Source organism: Sporosarcina ureilytica, assembly GCF_001753205.1.
GTDB classification, from domain to species: Bacteria; Bacillota; Bacilli; order Bacillales_A; family Planococcaceae; genus Sporosarcina; species Sporosarcina ureilytica.
The window spans coordinates 2,961,565-2,981,488 of the sequence record NZ_CP017560.1; the positions used below are offsets into that span (position 1 = coordinate 2,961,565).

At 36.5% G+C, this 19,924-nt stretch carries 16 protein-coding genes; 3 read left to right on the forward strand and 13 right to left on the reverse strand.

What is annotated here, in order from left to right:
- The first annotated feature begins 29 nt into the window (after positions 1 to 29).
- On the forward strand, positions 30 to 1,208 hold the full coding sequence (locus BI350_RS14510; protein ID WP_075528792.1) for an ROK family protein: 1,179 nt from the start codon (positions 30 to 32) through the stop codon (positions 1,206 to 1,208).
- Between the two features lie 54 nt (positions 1,209 to 1,262).
- Here the strand turns inward: BI350_RS14510 and gndA are convergent, their stop codons facing one another.
- The 11 genes from gndA to BI350_RS14565 form a co-directional block, all read right to left on the reverse strand.
- The gene (gndA, locus tag BI350_RS14515) at positions 1,263 to 2,672 is read right to left on the reverse strand and encodes an NADP-dependent phosphogluconate dehydrogenase (protein ID WP_075528793.1); all 1,410 of its coding nucleotides are present in this window, start codon (positions 2,670 to 2,672) and stop codon (positions 1,263 to 1,265) included.
- A gap of 24 nt (positions 2,673 to 2,696) precedes the next feature.
- Positions 2,697 to 4,094: a glucuronate isomerase gene (gene uxaC, locus BI350_RS14520; protein WP_075528794.1), complete on the reverse strand. Its 1,398-nt coding sequence runs from the start codon at positions 4,092 to 4,094 to the stop codon at positions 2,697 to 2,699.
- A gap of 368 nt (positions 4,095 to 4,462) precedes the next feature.
- Positions 4,463 to 5,833 carry a hypothetical protein gene (locus BI350_RS14525; RefSeq protein WP_075528795.1) on the reverse strand — a complete coding sequence of 457 codons (1,371 nt, stop codon included), beginning with the start codon at positions 5,831 to 5,833 and terminating at the stop codon, positions 4,463 to 4,465.
- A 143-nt stretch (positions 5,834 to 5,976) separates the two neighbouring features.
- Positions 5,977 to 6,663 (reverse strand): GntR family transcriptional regulator, encoded by a 687-nt coding sequence (locus tag BI350_RS14530; RefSeq protein ID WP_075528796.1) that lies wholly within the window; start codon positions 6,661 to 6,663, stop codon positions 5,977 to 5,979.
- Positions 6,664 to 6,777: 114 nt separating this feature from the next.
- Positions 6,778 to 7,743 (reverse strand): ABC transporter ATP-binding protein, encoded by a 966-nt coding sequence (locus BI350_RS14535; RefSeq protein WP_075528797.1) that lies wholly within the window; start codon positions 7,741 to 7,743, stop codon positions 6,778 to 6,780.
- Positions 7,725 to 8,741, reverse strand: a complete 1,017-nt coding sequence (locus BI350_RS14540) for an ABC transporter ATP-binding protein (protein ID WP_245698267.1) — start codon at positions 8,739 to 8,741, stop codon at positions 7,725 to 7,727. Before BI350_RS14540 ends, BI350_RS14535 begins: the two co-directional genes overlap by 19 nt.
- A 13-nt stretch (positions 8,742 to 8,754) precedes the next feature.
- Positions 8,755 to 9,669: an ABC transporter permease gene (locus BI350_RS14545; protein ID WP_075528799.1), complete on the reverse strand. Its 915-nt coding sequence runs from the start codon at positions 9,667 to 9,669 to the stop codon at positions 8,755 to 8,757.
- Between the two features lie 12 nt (positions 9,670 to 9,681).
- The gene (locus tag BI350_RS14550; RefSeq protein WP_075528800.1) at positions 9,682 to 10,599 is read right to left on the reverse strand and encodes an ABC transporter permease; all 918 of its coding nucleotides are present in this window, start codon (positions 10,597 to 10,599) and stop codon (positions 9,682 to 9,684) included.
- Between the two features lie 199 nt (positions 10,600 to 10,798).
- Positions 10,799 to 12,364, reverse strand: coding sequence for an ABC transporter substrate-binding protein (locus tag BI350_RS14555; protein WP_075528801.1), 1,566 nt, complete (start codon positions 12,362 to 12,364; stop codon positions 10,799 to 10,801).
- 127 nt (positions 12,365 to 12,491) lie between these two features.
- Positions 12,492 to 13,538: a M24 family metallopeptidase gene (locus BI350_RS14560; protein WP_075529403.1), complete on the reverse strand. Its 1,047-nt coding sequence runs from the start codon at positions 13,536 to 13,538 to the stop codon at positions 12,492 to 12,494.
- Between the two features lie 51 nt (positions 13,539 to 13,589).
- Positions 13,590 to 14,765 carry an amidohydrolase gene (locus BI350_RS14565; RefSeq protein WP_075528802.1) on the reverse strand — a complete coding sequence of 392 codons (1,176 nt, stop codon included), beginning with the start codon at positions 14,763 to 14,765 and terminating at the stop codon, positions 13,590 to 13,592.
- A gap of 424 nt (positions 14,766 to 15,189) precedes the next feature.
- On the opposite strand from BI350_RS14565, the gene BI350_RS14570 reads away from it, so the two are divergent.
- Positions 15,190 to 16,404, forward strand: a complete 1,215-nt coding sequence (locus tag BI350_RS14570; protein WP_075528803.1) for a trans-sulfuration enzyme family protein — start codon at positions 15,190 to 15,192, stop codon at positions 16,402 to 16,404.
- A gap of 89 nt (positions 16,405 to 16,493) precedes the next feature.
- A complete protein-coding gene (locus tag BI350_RS14575) occupies positions 16,494 to 17,501 on the forward strand; it encodes a uroporphyrinogen decarboxylase family protein (RefSeq protein ID WP_075528804.1) in 1,008 nt (335 codons plus the stop codon).
- A 91-nt stretch (positions 17,502 to 17,592) separates the two neighbouring features.
- Here BI350_RS14575 and BI350_RS14580 read toward each other — a convergent pair whose 3' ends face one another.
- Both BI350_RS14580 and BI350_RS14585 read right to left on the reverse strand, forming a co-directional pair.
- Positions 17,593 to 18,648, reverse strand: coding sequence for a Gfo/Idh/MocA family protein (locus BI350_RS14580; RefSeq protein ID WP_075528805.1), 1,056 nt, complete (start codon positions 18,646 to 18,648; stop codon positions 17,593 to 17,595).
- Between the two features lie 126 nt (positions 18,649 to 18,774).
- Positions 18,775 to 19,815, reverse strand: coding sequence for a Gfo/Idh/MocA family protein (locus BI350_RS14585; RefSeq protein ID WP_075528806.1), 1,041 nt, complete (start codon positions 19,813 to 19,815; stop codon positions 18,775 to 18,777).
- Between the last annotated feature and the right edge of the window lie 109 nt (positions 19,816 to 19,924).

Below are 19,924 nucleotides of genomic sequence, written 5' to 3' on the forward strand. Positions count from 1 at the left end.
CTTTTCATTCATAAACAGGAGGATTTTTTATGATTACAGGTGACGGTGCATATATCAAGAAAATAAACAGAGGATTAATCCTAAGTAAGATTATTGAACATAAAGCCGTTTCCAGGGCAGATTTGTCAAAAATCACTGGATTAAACAAAGCTACCATTTCTGTTCAAGTTGCAGATTTATTAAATGATCATTTAATTTATGAAACCCAACAAGAACATAATGTCGTTGGGAGAAGACCAATTCTACTATCCATTAATCGCAGTGCTGGTTACGTATTAGGAATTGATTTGGATTACAAATACATACAATATACGGTATCTGATTTAGGCGGACATCCCGTCGATTTTCATGCCGTTGAATTGGAAACAGAAAATTATCATGACATTTTGAAAATACTAATTGACCAAATAAAAGCGTACCAAGAAAAATGGTCTGCTTCTACTTATGGCTTAATTAGTGTAACAATTGGTATTCATGGAACTGTTAATAATGATGAACGTATTAATTTTGTTCCTACCTATCAATGGCAAAACATTGGATTAAAAGAGGACTTAAATAAAGAACTAGACATTGAAATATCGATTCAAAATAACGCAAATTTATCGGCTTATGCTGAACGTGTGTATCAGTACCATGAAAGTAATAATCTGCTTTGCATTATGCTTTTCTCCGGTATTGGTGTTGGAATCATGATTGACCGAAAATTACATAAAGGCTTTCACGGATATGCAGGTGAAATGGGGCATATGATTATTCGCCAAGACGGTGACGCTTGTAATTGCGGAAACCGTGGTTGTTGGGAACTGTACTCTTCTGAAAAAAGTTTATTAAAAAAGTTGAAAAAGCACTTACATAGGACACCCCTTTCCTATGATGACATTCGTCAACTTATTGAGGAACAAGATCCAACAACATTGGAGATTTTAGAAGAATATATCATCGATCTTTCAACTGGCCTAAACAATATTATTAATATGTATAATCCCGAAACATTGGTGTTAACGAGTGAAATATTAAAAATGTATCCGGATGTAATTGAGAAAATCAAAAGCAATTTAAAATCTACTGTAAGTGAATACGGTTCACTTGCCCTTTCAGAACTTGGCAAGAAATCCTGCTCCATGGGGGCATGTGCTTTGGCCATTCAACGTTTTCTCGAAGTGCCTGAAGTTGTTTTAACTTTGGAGAATACAGTCGTAAAAAAATAAAAGTATAGGACGAGGAATTGTTCCCGTCCTATACTTTTTATTTTTCCTTGATAATTAGAACCAGTTCGTATGGAATGTACCTTCTTTATCTTTACGCTCATACGTATGCGCACCGAAATAGTCACGTTGCGCTTGAATAAGGTTTGCAGATAAGTTTTCAGAACGGTAGCTGTCATAGTAAGCAATCGCACTTGAGAAGCACGGAACTGCAATTCCTTGTTGTACCGCAACGGATACAACTTCACGTAATGCCGATTGGTACTCTCCGACAATATCCTTGAAATAAGGATCTAATAATAAGTTTTCAAGTTCTGGATTACGGTCATATGCATCTTTAATGTTTTGTAAGAATTGTGCACGGATAATACAGCCGCCGCGCCAAATCATCGCAATTTCACCGTAATTTAAGTTCCAGTCATTCTCTTCAGAATGTGCACGCATTTGAGCAAAACCTTGTGCATATGAACAAATTTTACTCATAAACAATGCTTTTCGTACTGCTTCGATAAGTTCTTCCCGATTGCCTTCATACTTTGGCACTTCAGGTGCAACTAATACTTTACTTGCACGGACACGCTCATCTTTCATCGATGAAATTGTACGGGCGAATACAGATTCTGTAATAAGTGGAAGTGGAACACCAATATCTAATGCATTTTTACTCGTCCATGCACCCGTTCCTTTTTGACCTGCTTTATCTAAAATAACTTCAACTAATGGTTGGCCAGTTTCCTCGTCAACTTTCGTGAAAATCTCAGAAGTAATTTCGATTAAGTAGCTGTCTAATTCACCTTTATTCCACTCAGTAAAGACTTCGTGAAGCTCCTGTGCGTCTAGACCTAACACGTGTTTTAGAATGAAGTATGATTCACCAATCAATTGCATATCGCCGTACTCAATGCCGTTATGCACCATTTTCACGTAATGCCCCGCACCTTCTGGACCGATATACGTGCTGCATGAATCGCCGTCTACTTTTGCTGCGATTGCTTCAAAAATAGGTGCAACTAAATCATACGCTTCTTTTTGTCCGCCAGGCATAAGTGAAGGACCATTCAGCGCACCTTCTTCTCCACCAGAAACGCCTGTCCCGATAAAGTGAATGCCCGTTTTTTCAAGCTCTTTATTACGACGGTTCGTATCTTCGAATAATGTGTTTCCACCGTCAATTAAAATATCGCCTTTTTCAAGGTATGGCTGTAGAGATGCAATCGTTGCATCAGTAGCAGGTCCAGCTTGAACCATTAACATAATTTTACGCGGAACTTCTAAAGAATTAACGAACTCCTCAATGCTTTTTGCACCGAAAAAATTTTTACCTTTCGCTTCATTCTCCAAAAATTCTTCTGTTCTTGACGTAGTACGGTTATATACCGAAACTGAATAGCCTCTGCTTTCAATATTCATCGCCAAGTTTTTACCCATAACTGCTAAACCAATAACACCAAATTGTTGTTTTGACATATTCTTTGTTCCTTCCTTGCTGGTTTATACTTCAAAATAACGCTTTGAATTTTCGTAGCAAATATTTCTAACGTATTGCTTTAATAATGCCATATCTTTCGGAACTTTTCCTTCTTCAACCCATGAACCGAGTAAATTACATAAAATTCTTCTGAAATATTCATGTCTCGGGAAGGACAGGAAACTTCTTGAGTCTGTTAACATCCCAACGAAATTACTAATGAGCCCGATATTTGCCAATCTTTTCATCTGGTCTTCCATACCATCAATTGTATCATTAAACCACCATGCAGTTCCAAATTGGACCTTCCCTGCAATTTCGGAACTCTGATAATTTCCAGCCATTGAAGCCAAAACATCATTATCATTCGCATTTAAACTATACAAAATTGTTTTAGGTAACTTATCATTTCTCTCTAATGCATCTAAGAAACTCGAAACCTTTTTAGCAATTAACACATCGCCAATGGAATCAAATCCAGTATCTGGACCTAAAATATTAAACATTCTCGTATTGTTATTTCGCTGTGCACTTAAATGAAGCTGCATTGCCCAGCCTTTTTCAGCATATAATTCGCCTAGCGTTAACAATGTATACGTTTTATATTGCTCGATTTCTTTTGCTGTTAATTGCTCTCCATTTAAACGCTTTTGGAAAATCGCTGACGCTTCATCTTTTGTTGCATCTTCATAAAACATGACGTCAATTCCATGGTCAGAACTGCGGCATCCATGCTCCGCAAAGAATTCTACACGACTTGCTAAAGCATCTAACAATGCGTCATAGTTTTCAATTGAAGTATTGGTTACTTCTCCTAGCTTTTCTACCCACGATAAGAACTCTTCTCTTTCGATATTCAACCCTTTATCCGGACGGAATGAAGGAGATACATTAATTTCGAATCCTTCTTGATGCAATGCAATATGACTTGCTAAATCATCAGTAGGATCATCTGTCGTGCCAATGAATTCTACCTTTTTATTTGTAAGCAACGACCTTACCGACATTTCCGGAGTTGCTAATTTTGCATTAGCTTCTTCCCAAATCGCTGGCGCTGACTTTTCATTTAGCAACTCATCAATATCGAAATATCTCATTAACTCAAGATGTGTCCAGTGATATAGTGGATTACCAAACATATTCGGAACAGTTCTAGACCACGATAAAAATTTGTCATAGTCCTCTTTATCACCAGTAATATAGGATTCATCTATCCCATTTGCACGCATTGCACGCCATTTATAGTGGTCTCCACCTAACCAAACTTCTGCTAAGTTTCTAAAACTTTTATTTTCTAAAATTTCATGTTGATTTAAGTGGTTATGATAATCAATAATTGGTAAATCTTTTGCTGTTTCATGATAGAGAATCTTTGCCGTCTCATTGTATAAAAGAAAATCTTCTGTAATAAATGTTTTCAAAGTAAACCGCCCTCTCTTTTATAGAATCACTCATTCTAATTAGTTTGTTCGATAAACAAACTCACATGTCTATCTATCATCATAATTGTAAGCGTTTTAGTTTTCAAGTGTTTTTTATAGAATTCTCACTACATATTCCTTTATAATCTTTAGTCAGTTTAAATTATGTTGTACAACATTTACTTTTTACGAATTATGTCTTTTGCTTAATTTATTTGCTAACAGCAAAAAGAAGTCGATCATTGTAATGCCGACTTCCTTCTTTATCATTTTATTTATCAAAGATTGCCTACACATGTCTCCATGTTTAGTAACAATAACCTCATTATTTTGTCCTCAAAAATGTTTAAGCATATACACCTGCAGAATCACCTTATAAAGTACACAAAGAAAACTGTAATTAGTAAAGAACCTATAAAAAACAAATAGTTGTTTCCAATGCCAACCTTAAATGAACTCTTGTTTAAAACACTACTTATAGTTAGGTTGATAGGTGAAAATGGAGAAGCGGCCGACGAATGACACCACGCAGCGGCTAATAATACACCATATGAAACAGTTGACAAACCAATCACATCAGGTGAAATAGAAGTTGCCAATAGTGTTACTGTTATTATTTGATGGACTCCAATGAAGGCTAAAACTACTGGAAGAAGTATGATTATACCTATTAAAAAAATCAATGGCACTTCATTCCCTATTCTACTAACAGCATGACTAACGATTTGGTTAAGCGGGGTGCTCATAATAATAATCCCGAAAAAACCAGCGCTAATGAATAAACTTACTTCATTCCCAATTTTGGGAAGCGATTGAAAGATGTACTTGCTTAAAAGGTGCTTTAACCTGCGCTTTTCTTTTGCAAGCACAATCCACAGGATAGAGCCCACTAAACCTACTAACGAAACAAGTGTCGTCATTTTTTGCCCTGTCATTTTCTCAAGCAGAAATAGTGCAAAAAATATAACTACCATTATTATTAATAATCGTGCAATTTTCTTCCGGTCATCGTCCATCTTATTTACTCTTGTATTTATTACATCTGGATACTCCAACTTCTTAGTCTTTCTTATTAATAAAAGAACAATCATATTCCCAAAAATAAAATGGAAGATTGCTAACAAGAAAATAAACGGTCCTAATTTTGTATAAGGCAAATCCATAAAGTGAAGAATAATAGCCACTGAGGCAAAGTAAGGTGACCATAAATTTGTTGAGGTAAAACCAATTAACATTGCTCTACCCAAGTTTTCATTAGAAAGGTTTGTTTTCTTAAAAATAGGAAATAAAACACGAATAATAGCTAAGTTAACCACTGAACTCAATAGGAAAGTTATAATGGAAAGAAGGATGAATACAGAACCTTGCTTCGAATGTAATTTTTTTAATTCAGCTTCAATACTGTGTATGTATCCTCCAACTTCTATGGGAATGAGTAACATAGGCACAAAAGCAAAAAGACTGATTAATCCAAGATTTATAGATAATGCGTCTTTCCATATTGGAAAACCTAACTCATAATACCAAAATAAAAAATGACCAATTAGTAGCATCATTAAAGAAATAATAAAAGTTGACTTTTTAATAGTTGGAAATAATAGTATGACCATCATAATGCAGCCATAAAGTATAATTGGAGGCATAGGGGCATTTGTCACGATTGGGTAAAACAAAATTAACAGGGCAAGAATGAAGATAACCAATCCTTGCACTTTAGGTAAAAGAATCGATTTAGACATCTGATCTTCCACCCTTTCGTTAGATTATTATAGTTTAGGATTGCATAAACATTATTTTGAACGAGGATTAAAGTTCTTGCACCTGTCTGGGTTTGTAAAAATTTATTAGAAATATCCTGTATAAAAGCAGAAGGCGCTAGTAGCTAAACAATCTCATCATTAGATTCATTTTCGTATTTTTTTATAGCCTCTATTGCAGTATCCATACTACTTAAAATATGTTTCCTCATAGTTTCTTCTGCCTGTAATCGATTCCCTTTAATAATATAATCGAGTATTATCGAATGATCCTCGCTTTTTTGATGGTAAAGATATTTACTATTTACCGGGACAAGCCGACGGTATCTAGTCATATGATCGTTGAGCTGATTTAAAATCTTAACGACCGTTTGATTTCTACTCATTTGATACAGTTGTTCGTGGAACATTTTACCGTAATGAAGAATGGCCTCTTCATCGTAGTATTTTGTCGCTTGGTTAATTCTTTGGCAATGACTAGAGAGTATCTCAATGTCTTCTTCTGTCGCTTCAACTGTTGCTTGGTTTGCTATGATGCCCTCTAAATAACTTCTTACTACAAATAGCTCCTCAGCTTCCTTCACCGTTATGGATGCCGTTTTAAGTCTTCCATTAGGTTGCCTAATTACCAATTCCTCTGCCTCTAATCTTTGTAAAGCTTCTCTTAAAGGTGTCTTACTAATATTTAATTTATCAGCAAGTCTCCCTTCAACTAAATCTTGATCCGGTTGAATATCACCCTTTAAAATTTTTTCTTTCAACTCATAATAAGCATAATCCTTAGACATTCTTCTTGGTTGTGTACGCTCCATATTACTCCTCCTTAAATTTTTTCAACTCTTATTATCTTATACCTAGCCAGTGCAATCCACATTGCTTTCCCGATCTGTTTGTAGGAAAAGACTTACAAACAGACCGGAACTGTTTTACTCATAAAGATGGCAAGCAACCGCATGTCCACTTTGATATTCTTCAACAACTGGTCTCACCTTCTTACAAATATCCATTGCCGCAGGACATCTTGGGTGAAATGCACAACCACTAGGAGGGTTCACAGCATTTGGCACATCCCCAGTAAGAATAATTCTTTCTTTCTTTTCATCTGGGTGATCAATTGGAACCGCTGACATTAGAGCCTTCGTATAAGGATGCATAGGATTATAGTATAGCTCTTCTGTCGGAGCGATTTCAACAATCCGTCCTAGATACATTACGGCGACACGATCTGAAATATGACGGACAACTCCCAAATCATGAGATATAAATATATAAGTAAGGCCTAATTCTCTTTGTAATTTTAAAAGCAAGTTGATTACTTGTGATTGAATTGATACATCCAAAGCCGAGACAGGTTCATCCGCAATAATTAATTCTGGATGTAATATCGCCGCTTTCGCAATCCCAATTCTTTGTCTTTGCCCCCCAGAAAACTCATGTGGATAACGATCGATATGATATTCCGACAATCCTACAATTTCCAATATCTCAATTACCTTTTCCAACCGCTCAGCAGGTTTATACATATTATGAACCCTCAGAGGTTCAAGAAGTATTTGACGAATCGTTTTTTTAGGGTTCAAAGATGCATAAGGATCTTGAAAGATCATTTGCATTCTTCTTCGTAATTTTCTCATTTCCTCGTAAGAAAGTTCGCCAATGTTCTGTCCATTAAAAATGATTTCCCCATCTGTTGCTTCATTTAATCTTAAAATTGTTCGGCCAGTTGTAGATTTTCCACAACCACTTTCTCCTACTATACTAAATGTTTCTCCCTTGATAACCTCAAAGTTGATACCGTCAACTGCCTTAACAACCTTTTTTTCTTTAAGCCAACCTTGGTCTAATTTATAATGTTGTTTTAAATCCCTAACCTCTAATAATAGCTCAGACATTTGACTTCCTCCTTCTCCTCAACTTCATGAAGCCAACAACGGGATAACTGATTTTCCAATTGATAAAGCGGCGGCTTCTCAGTTATGCATTTGCCCATAGCAAAAGGACAACGCGCAGCAAATGTACAACCTTCAGGTAATTCATCAGGTCTTGGAACACTTCCTGGAATAGAATCAAGGTCTTGTTTCCTACCGCTAGCACTCATGCCAGGCCTTGACTTTAATAATCCCTGTGTATATGGATGCTTCGGAGAATCAAATATCGTTCTAATATCGGCTTTTTCTACAACCTTCCCCGCATACATGATAATTACCTCATCACACATTTCAGCAACAACTCCTAAATCATGTGTGATTAGAATAATAGACATGTTTTGCTTATCCCTAATTTCCTTGATTAGCTCCAATATTTGTGCTTGAATCGTAACATCAAGAGCAGTGGTCGGTTCATCAGCTATTAAAAGTCTAGGGTTACATATCATCGCTAAACTAATCATTACCCTCTGTCTCATCCCACCCGAAAGTTGGTGTGGATATTCTGAATAAACACTTTCAGGTCTAGGTATACCGACAAGAGTCAGTATTTCAATAATTCTTTCTTTCATTTCTTTTTTATTTAAACTAGTATGTTGCTTAAGAGGTTCACTTAATTGTTCACCTATTGTAAAAACTGGATTCAATGAAGTCATCGGTTCTTGGAAAATCATCGATATTTCATTTCCTCTTATTTTTCTTAATGCATTCTCACTCTTTTTAGTTAAATCTACTCCATTAAAATTAATTTCACCTTCTTCAATCTTGGCGAGTGATTTTGGTAAAAGCCCCATTATTGAAAGTGAAGTTACGCTCTTTCCGCAACCTGATTCCCCAACGAGCCCTATTGTTCTTCCTCTTTTAACTTCAAAATCGACGCCATCTACTGCTTTTACTTTACCGCGGCTAGTATGAAAATAGGTTTTTAAATTTTTCACTTTTAATACAACATCGTTGTCTGGCAATATAAAAACCTCCTTACTTATTATATTCTGGATCAAGTACATCCCGTAACCAGTCACCTAATAAGTTAATTCCAAGCGCCGTTAATAAAATTGCAACCCCTGGGAATGTAATTAACCACCATGCGCTAAATATAAAATCTTTTCCCTCACTGAGCATATTTCCCCATGCCGGTTGAGGAGGCTGTACGCCAAATCCTAGGAAACTAATCCCAGCTTCTGCAATAATATAATTAGCAGCTTGAAGCGATGATAATACAATAATTGGTGTATATAGGTTAGGAATGATATGTTTCACTATAATCTCCCATCTAGGTACGCCAGTTGCGACACTAGCAACAATAAACTCCTTTTCCCTTAAAGCTAGTACCTCGCCCCTAACTATTCTTGCATAAGCAACCCAGCCCGCAATAACTAGTGAAATAATAATGTTTTTTAACCCTGCACCAAGTACTGTACTGATAACTAATACTAATAGAATGAAAGGAACACTAAGAGAAACATCAACAATTCGCATAATGACTACATCTACCCATCCACGAAAGTAACCAGATATGATGCCTATTATAGTACCAATGAGACCTGCACATATTACGGTAGCAGTCCCTATAATGAGGGATATCCTTGTACCTACGATAATTCTAGATAACATATCTCGACCTAATTGATCAGTTCCGAGTATATGTCCTTCAGATAATGGCGGTAAGAGTTTCTGGGCAAGATTCATAGCCATTGGATCATGTGGTGCAACTAAATTACCAAAAATACCGAGAAAAACGATGACAAGTAAGATTGTCGCCCCAAAAAGGCCAGTGGGACTTTTCTTTAATTCTTTTAAGTAGTATTTGAGTTTCGAGTCCTTCTTTTTTTCCTTCTTTTCAACTACTACCGTAACTTCCTCAATTTTTGCATCTGCCGAATTTCTAACCATTTAATTCACTCCTTACTTTAATCGAACTTGAGGATTCACGAGACCGTAGAGAATATCTGTAAAAAAGTTAATAATCGAAATACTTAAGGCAATAAAAAAGACGCCTGCGATGACAACTGGAAAGTCTCTACCCATAAGTGCTTTTAAAAGTAATTGACCTAAACCTGGCCATGAAAATACCGATTCAATAATAACAGCTCCGCCTAATAGAACTCCCAAATCCAAAGCAGCAATTGTAATAATTGGAATCAATGTGTTTTTTAATGCGTACTTATATAAAATTGTAACCATAGGAGCACCGGTAGATTTAACTGTTCTTATATAATCTTTTCTCAGTACGTCCAGCATGGTAGATCTAGTAAATCTAGCAAATCGTGCTGCACTGTGAGCAGCAAGCGCGGCTGCTGGTAATATGAGGTGAATTACAGATCCTCCTCCACCAGATGGAAGTATCTTAAATGTGACCGAAAATACTAGAATCAATAATAATCCTAGCCAAAAACCAGGAATTGCTTGCCCTAGAACTGTCACCCCGGTGCCTATTCTGTCGTAGATTGTATTTTGTTTGTAGGCTGAGATGACACCTAAAGGTATGGCAACCGCTATTGCCATAAATAGGGCTGCAAAAGCTAATTGAAAAGTGGCGGGTATTTTGGCAACTACCATTGCTAACGCATCTTCCCTGTGCATTAACGAGTCACCAAAGTCACCTTGCACAACATCTACCAAAAAACTTCCATACTGTATATATAGTGGACGATCGAATCCCATTTGCTCACGGAACTCCTCAACCATTTCATCAGTCGCATCGTCAGGCATATATAAATAAGTAGGATCTCCAGATAAACGAATAATAAAGAATACTAAAGTAATAGTTAGAAAAAGCACTACTAATGTCTGTACTCCGCGTTTTAGTATATAGCCTAGCATAGGGTCCTCCTTTTCCATGGGATTTAACTTATATAAAGATTTTCGTTGCTCCCATTCTGATTATTCAATCCACTTCAGTTATAAATATAGAGAAAAGCTACTATTAAGTTATTATTCATTCACTTATATAGTAGCTTTTCAACATGCAATAATTCCTGGAATTATTGCTATCTATAAAGTTTGATGAGTCTAATAAACCTTACTCTTTCCATTTTACATCCGTTAAAATATACCGTTGATCTACACGTGGGTGAAACTCTAAGTTTTTATTAATTGCGTAAACGTCACCTTGTTGCCAAAGTGGGACCATAACCGCTTCTTCAACCGCCCAATGTTGTAGTTCATCGAAATGTGCTTTTAATTTTACCGGATCAACAATTGTACCGCCTTCATGAATTTTGTCTTGTATCTCTTGGGGTGCTGTATGAATTAAGAAGGTGCCCCCTGGAACAAACAAGTTTTTAAAAGTACCAAATGCATCGAATTGTGTGCCTAGACTACTAACAAAAATTTCGCCTACTTCCCCTTCTGCTATTCTACTTACATGAGTTGAATAGTCGTTTACTTGAACACTTGTATCAAATCCTGCTTCATTCATTTGGGTTGACATTGCTTGTGCAACCTGGACATCCATTGGATATCTGCCATTTGTGGTTTCAATCGTCATTTTCAATTCCCCAGGCTCATATCCCGCTTCTTTTAATAATTCTTTTGCTTTTTCAGGATTGTATTCATATTCTTTCGTCTCTGTATATCCTTCATTAACTTCTGAAAGAGGGCCAGTCATTTGTGTTCCTTGATTGTTAAGTACATGCTCCAATAAGGCTCTCGTATCAATTGCATAGTTAGCAGCTTGACGAACTTTTTTATCTAAAAACGGGCTACCTTCACTGTCATTCAAACCTAAGTAAATCACTCTTGCTGAACTCACTGTTTCAATATCTCCAAGGTCACTATCCTTAACTTTATCAATGGAATCTACAGGTAGGTTATTCAACAAATCAATTTCTCCTGCCAAAAACGCTGATAATCTTGCACTAAATTCCGGGATTACTCTGTAATTCACAGTTTTAATTGGTACCTCTCCATCCCAGTAATCTTCAAAGGCTTCCATTTTAAAGCTTTGGTCCCTGTCCATTTCAACAAATTTATACGGACCAGTACCGATTGGATTTTCAGACGCCTTGTCTCCTACCTCTTCCATATGTTTAGGTTCCATAATAAGCATGTTATCTGCCAGTTTAATGAGTAACGTCGGCATAGGTTCACTTGTTATAATTTCAAAATTCAAGTCATCAATAATCTTTACTTCTTCAATTGGAGCAAAGTGCCCTTTGTATCCGGATTGGTTTTTTTCATCTAAAATATAATCAACAGAATATTTTACTGCCTCCGGCGTTAGAATTTCACCATTATGAAACTTTACCCCTTCACGTAATTTAAATCTCCAGGTTAAATCATCGATATTTTCCCACTCAGTTGCTAAAAGTGGCGTCATTTCTCCATCAGGATTTCTCCCAATCAAAGGCTCAAAAATACTTTTTAAATGTAAGTCCTTAATAAAATTTGGATCTGTGTTTGGTATAAGTGTTGTTGGACTTGCTTCAATACCAATATTCAAATCCGTTCTTGCTTCTTGTTTCCCATTATCTGCTGTTTTCCCCTCACTACTTGTCCCTGCAGTCCCTTCTGTACAGGCTGATAACAAGAGAACGAATAGTAAAGAGAGTAGAATACTTAAGTTAAACTTCTTTGTTTTCCTCATAATTGATTCCCCCCATTAATAGTATTCACATTTTTCCCCTTCAAATTTTCACCTAAAAATTTAATTTATCTTCCCCTTATCGCCCTCCTCTTCTATTAATCATTTCTACACAGAGACAATCAACTTCTTATAGAATTGTGAGTTCCTTAGGATAGTTGGTCAAAACTTCAAAACCATCTTCAGTAACTAACACATCATCCTCAATTCTTACTCCACCGACAGAGGGCATATAAATACCAGGCTCAATCGTAAATACCATGCCCGCTTTTACAGTGTCCTTATTTAATCCATGTATTGAAGGATACTCATGGTTATTTAAGCCCATGCCATGACCTAAACGATGTGTAAAGTATTTTCCATAGCCTTTATCGCTTATAATATCCCGAGCGATTTGATCTAGTTCTCCAAAGGAAATCCCTGGCTTTATTGCATCAATAGCAGTTAAATTTGCTTCTAAAACAGTTTGGTAAATTCTTTTTTGTTCCGAATTAATATTCCCTACAACGAAAGTCCTTGTAATATCAGAGACATAGCCCTCTTTCATCACCCCACCGTCAATGAGGAGGAAGTCTCCCTCTTGTAGTTTACGGTTCCCAGTACGGCCATGAGGCAAGGCAGACTTTTCACCAGATACAACCATTAAACCTCCACCGTCAGCTCCATGCTTTAATCTTTGGTATTGAATTTCAGCGGCAATTTCGTATTCACTAACACCAGGTTTTACTATTTTCAAGCCCTCAGATAATGCCAGATCTGAAATACGAATTGCATTTTTAATTTTTTCAATTTCACCACTAGATTTAAGCGCTTTCATATCTTGAATCTCGTCTTCTATGTCAATGTAGTTCTTAGCTCCAATAACATTGTTAATTGCTTCATACCTTGATAAGGACATATGTTCTTTTTGTATTCCACATCTTTCAATTTGTTGCGATGTAAGCTCTCGCAATATATCCATAGGATTTTCATTATCTCTATGTGTTCTAATATTTTTTACATTTGATTTTTTAGTCGCTTCCTCTAAATCAAGTTCCGGAAGAATTAATACAGGTTCTCCATCTATTGGAATATATAAGCAAAAAAAGCGTTCATGAGGGTTTGTATTAAAATTCGTAAAATAATAGATACTTCTTGGAAGGGTGACGAAAACTAGGTCTAAATTTTCCCTTTCCATATATGAATATAATCTATCCAATCTTGATTGCTTTTCCAAATATCCCACACCTTAATTTTTTAGTAATTTCATTACAGTGTTTACGTGAGTATTTACACCAATCGGAAGCACTTCCTCGTTAATTTTAAATTGCGGATGATGATGCGGAAAGTTTTTCTGACTATCTATCTCCCCTGCTCCAAGATAATAAAAACAACCTGGCGCTTTCGTTAAATATGCTGAAAAATCTTCCCCACCCATTCCTCTTTGAATATCCGCCAACGCATTACTTCCATATAAATCAACTATGACATCTTTTACAACTTGGGTTACTTTTGGATCATTTATTACTGGCATGTACCCCTCACTATAATTGAACTTATAACTTGCACCATGTGCTTCGGTTACTCCTTTTATAATTTTTTCCATTCTCTCCGGTATTTCAGTCCTTAGTTGAGGATTAAAACTACGTACCGTGCCACTAATCTTAACAACACCTGGCGTTACATTGTCTGCAGACCCACCATGAATTTGTGTGACTGATAACACAACATCTTCTATAGGATCAATTTGCCTTGATACAATTTGTTGTAAATTTGTTACTACTTGTGCTGCGATAATCACACTGTCTATATTTTGATGTGGTTTAGCCGCATGACCTCCACTACCAATAACACTGATTGAAAAACTATCCGGAGAAGCTAAAACCGGACCAGAAATCACGCCAACTTTACCTGTTTCAAGGGTCGAACGCACATGTGCACAAATTATTTGATCAACATTCTCCATTACACCGGCATTAACCAATTCACTTGCCCCACCGGGAAAAAGCTCCTCAGCATGTTGAAAAATAAAACGTACTTCACCTTCAATTTCCTCTTTCATATTAACTAATACTTTTGCGGCCCCTAGCAACATAGCTGTATGGGCATCATGTCCACATGCATGCATTACTCCATGCTTTTTAGATGAAAAACTCAAATCATTCTCTTCAACGATTGGTAGTGCATCCGTATCAGCTCGTAGCGCAATAGTCTTTCCTGGCTTCTTACCTATTAATCTAGCCATTACACTTGTCTTTGTCGGACGAGATAATTCCAACCCTCCAAATGACGATAACTCCGAGTAAATGAAATCTGATGTTTCTACTTCTTCAAAGGAAAGTTCGGGATATTGATGTAAATGTCGACGCCAATAGATTAGCTTTTCACTAATTTTATCTACCATTACACTAACTATTCCATTCATCTAATGTGGACCTCGCTCTCCAAGTTATAATGTTATAAAGTTATTAACTTTTTGTAATTATCATTATTATCATTCAATTCTGTCTTTGTGTCAAGATATATTTTTATTATTTTTCCTATAATGTTTTTATAAACTTTTATTCTTTTAATATCCACTTAAATAATAGATACGTTCCCACATTTAACCGAAAACTTCTGAAAATTACAACTACAAAACACCTTTAAATTAAAATGTTCAGAAAAATCTGTTGACAGAATTTTAAAAATAGGTAATGATATACACAAGTAGATAATATAATAAACTTATAACTTTATTATTTGTATGTGTTTTCTAGAAAAATAATAAGGTTATGGTTGAACTTGGGGGTTAGATAAAAAGCCAAAGTTTTACTAAATAAACTTATAAATAATTAGGAGTGAAAATCATGAAGAAGCTATGGAGTACAGATACCAATGTTATTCATTCGTTAGAACAAGAAGAAAGACATACTGGAGTTATTTCACAGTCAATTACACCTGCAGTTGCTTATTCATTTCCATCTGCTGAAAATGCTGCGGCTGTTGTTCAAGGTGAAATTGAAGGAATTTATTATGGCCGTTATGGCAATCCAACAACAATCGAATTAGAACGTCAAATAGCAAAACTAGAAAATGGCGAAGCTGCGTTAGGCGTAAGTAGTGGAATGGCTGCCATTTCAATTTCTTTACTTGCCTACTTACAACATGGAGATCACGTTTTGGTTACTAAAGATGTTTACGGAGGGACTTTTAGTTTTTTACAAAACCTTGCACCTCGTTTTGGAATTGACTATGACTATATTGATTGCACGGATCCAACGTTAGTAGAAAAATCCATAAAGGAAAATACTAAAGTTCTTTATATAGAAACTCCTTCTAATCCAGGTCTAACTGTACTGGATATTGCGGCCTTATCCGCTATTGGCAAAAAAAATAATCTGAAAGTTATTATAGACAATACTTTCATGACTCCTTATCTACAAAGGCCAATAGATATGGGGGTAGATGTTGTAGTTCACAGCGGGACTAAGTACTTGAATGGGCATGGGGATGTCATTGCTGGATTTATTGTTGGGAAGAAAGATGAAATTGACATGATGAGAAAGAAAATCATGGGGGATTTAGGACAAAATCTAAATTCTTGGGAATCTTATTTAATCATGAGAGGTTTGAAAACGCTGCCAATTAGAATGCAAAGACATTGTAATAATGCACTAGAAATTGCCGAGTTTCTTGAACAACACCCGGCTGTAGAAAAAGTCTTTTATCCAGGACTTCCTTCACATCCGCAATATGAATTAGCTAAGGAGCAAATGAAGGCGATGGGTGGCATCGTATCATTTGAATTAAAAGGTGGAGTTACAAGTGGTAGGGATTTCATTAACAATTTAAAGCTTTGCCTTATTTCTTTCAGCCTTGGAGATCCCGAAACTTTAGTTCAACATCCTGCATCTATGACACATTCTGCAATTCCGGAAGATGAAAGAATGAAATATGGAATTTCCGATGGATTAATTAGACTTTCTTCTGGATTAGAGGATCCGAAAGATATTATCGCAGACTTGAAACAATCGTTGGATAAAATTGCAACTAACGAAAAAAAACTTAGTTTACAGCTGTAATAATCTTTAACGAAGAAATGTAGTTCCTCCAGTTTTTGTTTTTCGATTCTATTTGTAAACAAATCTACTAATAGGAAGGAAGAATATCAATGACAAATATTAATTCAATTACTGCAAGTACGGCAACAGAAAGAATCCAGGCAGTTCTGGATGGAAAAGAAATTTCTCACCCTCTCGTCAGTCTATGGAAACATTTCCCTTTAGAGGATCGAAATCAAGAAGCGTTTGTTACTCGTACGGAGGTATTTCAAGAAGATCTTGACTTGGACTTCATTAAACTTAGTTATAATGGCTTATATGGTGTTGAAGATTGGGGGACGGTTATTGAATGGCCGACTAATCCACAAGACGTCGGGGTCGTAAAAGATTATCCTATCAAAACAATTAAGGACTGGAACAACCTGGAGTCACTACCTTTAGATAATGGTGCATTAAAAAGAGAGTTGGAATATACGAAAGATATTGTCGCTAAATACAAAGGAAAAGTTCCTATTATCGCTACTATTTTTAGTCCATTGACTATTGCTTGGAAGTTATGCGGAGTAGACTTATTAAAGCATTTGGAAGCTAACAAAGATGACTTGCATAGAGGTTTATCTATCATCACGAACACAACCTGCAACTTTATTCAAGAGCTTATAACTATTGGCGTCGATGGCTTCTTTTTTGCTTCCCAACTTGCCGACTTTGAAAAAACGACTTGGGAAAACTACGAACGGTTCGGTAAACGATACGACTTGATTTTATTGGAGGAAATCAAAAAGCATACATGGTTCAATATCCTACACATACATGGATTAAAACCAATGTTCGATGAGTTAAAAGACTATCCTGTCCAAGCAATAAACTGGCATGACCGAACTTCGAATGTCTCCTTAAAAGATGCTCGAAGTTTAACAGATAAAATATTAATAGGTGGCATTGATGAACATAATGTCTTACCAAATGCCACGGAAGAAGAACTAAAAGAGCACTTAAAGGATGCATTAAGTCAAGTTGGAGATAATCGATTTATTTTTGGACCTGGATGTGTCATACCGCTTAGTATTCCAGACGACAAACTACAATTAGTAAAATCAATTATTAGTAATTTATAATTATATGAAAATTAGATAACCAATTATAGGTTAACCCATGCAATCCAAAATAGATGACTTCAATATTCTTTCGAAGTCATCTATTTGAGTTTTAAAGGAATTTAAGATACGGTAAGATTTTCCCCATTTTTTCATAAAAGCCGCTTATAGATTTACCACGATTTGACGCAATCGACGCATAGCACGCATCAATGACTGCCATATTATTCAACGTATTTTCAAATGTATGGTGAACCGTTTTCTCACCGTCTAAAATGGCTTGTGATAAATGTTCAACTTGTAAACAATATTGATCGCCTCGAACAATTTCTGTCGTCGTAACGTCCCCTTTTTCAATTTGAATGAGTCCTTCCCCACCGTAATTATCAGGTCTAAAAGCGCGTGGAACAGTAATGCTTCCCTTCGTACCATATACTTTATATTCATGTCGCATCGCTAAGTTAAAACTGGAATCAAACGATGCACGAATTCCGTTCGGGAAATTTAAATACCCGACTGCATCTGTATCGATTCCGTATTCCGGATCCATGACAGCATGAACATGCACCGATTCGGGCTCTGCGCGAAGAATATTTCTAATGGTGTGGATGGCATAGCTTCCAATATCATAAATACTGCCGCCGCCCTTTTCTTGACTCATGCGAATATTATTCCCTCTACGCTCTACCGGCATATAAAATGAAAATCCAGCTTGCATAAAAGTCACTTCACCTATTTCACCGCTATCGATGATTTCTTTAACACGAGCATGTTGCGGATGGAAATAATACATAAATGCCTCCATAAACAAGACGTTATTCTCTTCACACGCTGCTTGCATTTCAAGTACTTCTTCCCTTTTGGTGGCAGCTGGTTTTTCACATAAAATATGCTTTCCTTTTTTCGCCGCTTTCACAACCCACTGTTTATGTAAATGATTTGGCAAGGGAATATAAACTGCATCAACGGTCGGATCGTCTAGAAGTTTTTCATAACTATCATAGACATGCTCAATCTCGAATTTGTTTGCGATTTGCTTCGCCTTTTCAATATCGCTCCCTGTGGCAATTGCCGTAACGACCGCATTATCTGCGCGCATAAATGCCGGAAGCAATTGCTTTTGTGCGATGCCTGCTGTGCTTAGTACGCCCCATTTTACTTTTTTCATTGGTATCCTCCTCGTTATTCACCTATATTTACTTTATCATCTTTTGTAAATGAGAATTGAGTATTTCAAGATTAATCTCCATTAAAAACAAGCCCCGTCAAGAGACTTGTTAATCTAAACGTTGTATTAAAACGTAATCGCCTTCCCTGTCTCGGCCGAATCATAAAGTGCATTCACGATTTTTTGAATAATAACACCCTGTTCTGGTGTACTGTAAGGAAGTTTTCCGCCTAAACATCCTTCCACAAATTGACTGATTTCACGTTGGTGGCCATTCACTTCAGGCGCGTAAGCAGGTGTGATATCGACTAACGTTCCATGCTTTTCCTTGTAAAACTTTAACGGGAAAATATCTGCGCCCCCCTCGTCGCCCATTAATGACACTTGCATTGTTTCATCTTTTTCAACATTTGCTGCAAACGCTGATTCCACGATAATCGAAGCACCATTTTTAAAAGTAATCATTCCAACAGCCATATCTTCAATTGAATAATTTTCGTAATCCCAATCCCCAAATAGACCGACACCTTTTTTATTGCCAATTCTTTGATGCGTTTGCCCAAGCACAACGGCAGGTTCAGGATAATCCATTAAGTATAAGGCAGCATCCAACATATGAATGCCAATATCGATTAATGGGCCGCCGCCTTGAAGTTCTTTGTTTGTAAAAACGCCCCATCCAGGTATACCCCTTCTGCGAATTGCTTGCACGCGGGCCGCGTAAATCTCTCCCATTTCTCCAGCATCTATAAACGATTTTGCAATTTCCACATCAGATTGATACCTGTAATGAAACCCAAACGTTAAAATTTTCCCAGTTTGTTTAGCTGTTTCAGCCATTTGCTTTGCTTCTTTCACTGTCATGGCAGGAGGCTTTTCACATAGCACATGGCAACCTGCCTCAAGTGCTGCGATTGTCGCTTCTTTATGAAATTTATTCGGAATACAAATACTAACCGCATCTAGTTTGACTTGAGCAAACATTTCTTGATACGAACGATATGTTTTCGGAATACCAAAAACTTCTGCAACCTCTGCTGCTCGTGCTTCATTGACATCCGCAATCGCAACAACTTCTACCCGGTCACCTTGTCCTAAATAGTGAGGAATATGTACATCTTTTGCGATTAGGCCAGCTCCAATTATTCCAACTCGTAACCTCTTCATTTGTAACACTCTCTTCTATTATGTAGGTTATTGACATTTAACTTTCCTGTTAATTGAAAAAAGTTGTGACGTAGCGTTAGCAATCCTTACGTCACAACTATCATCTAAC

Bases quoted from the DNA above. Each gene is read 5' to 3' on its own strand.
- BI350_RS14525 (WP_075528795.1), bottom strand. From the start codon at position 5,833: ATGTCTAAATCGATTCTTTTACCTAAAGTGCAAGGATTGGTTATCTTC.
- BI350_RS14530 (WP_075528796.1), bottom strand. From the start codon at position 6,663: ATGGAGCGTACACAACCAAGAAGAATGTCTAAGGATTATGCTTATTAT.
- BI350_RS14585 (WP_075528806.1), bottom strand. From the start codon at position 19,815: ATGAAGAGGTTACGAGTTGGAATAATTGGAGCTGGCCTAATCGCAAAA.
- BI350_RS14535 (WP_075528797.1), bottom strand. From the start codon at position 7,743: ATGTCTGAGCTATTATTAGAGGTTAGGGATTTAAAACAACATTATAAA.
- BI350_RS14555 (WP_075528801.1), bottom strand. From the start codon at position 12,364: ATGAGGAAAACAAAGAAGTTTAACTTAAGTATTCTACTCTCTTTACTA.
- BI350_RS14570 (WP_075528803.1), top strand. From the start codon at position 15,190: ATGAAGAAGCTATGGAGTACAGATACCAATGTTATTCATTCGTTAGAA.
- BI350_RS14560 (WP_075529403.1), bottom strand. From the start codon at position 13,538: ATGGAAAGGGAAAATTTAGACCTAGTTTTCGTCACCCTTCCAAGAAGT.
- gndA (WP_075528793.1), bottom strand. From the start codon at position 2,672: ATGTCAAAACAACAATTTGGTGTTATTGGTTTAGCAGTTATGGGTAAA.
- BI350_RS14580 (WP_075528805.1), bottom strand. From the start codon at position 18,648: ATGAAAAAAGTAAAATGGGGCGTACTAAGCACAGCAGGCATCGCACAA.
- BI350_RS14545 (WP_075528799.1), bottom strand. From the start codon at position 9,669: ATGGTTAGAAATTCGGCAGATGCAAAAATTGAGGAAGTTACGGTAGTA.
- BI350_RS14565 (WP_075528802.1), bottom strand. From the start codon at position 14,765: ATGAATGGAATAGTTAGTGTAATGGTAGATAAAATTAGTGAAAAGCTA.
- BI350_RS14550 (WP_075528800.1), bottom strand. From the start codon at position 10,599: ATGCTAGGCTATATACTAAAACGCGGAGTACAGACATTAGTAGTGCTT.
- BI350_RS14575 (WP_075528804.1), top strand. From the start codon at position 16,494: ATGACAAATATTAATTCAATTACTGCAAGTACGGCAACAGAAAGAATC.
- BI350_RS14510 (WP_075528792.1), top strand. From the start codon at position 30: ATGATTACAGGTGACGGTGCATATATCAAGAAAATAAACAGAGGATTA.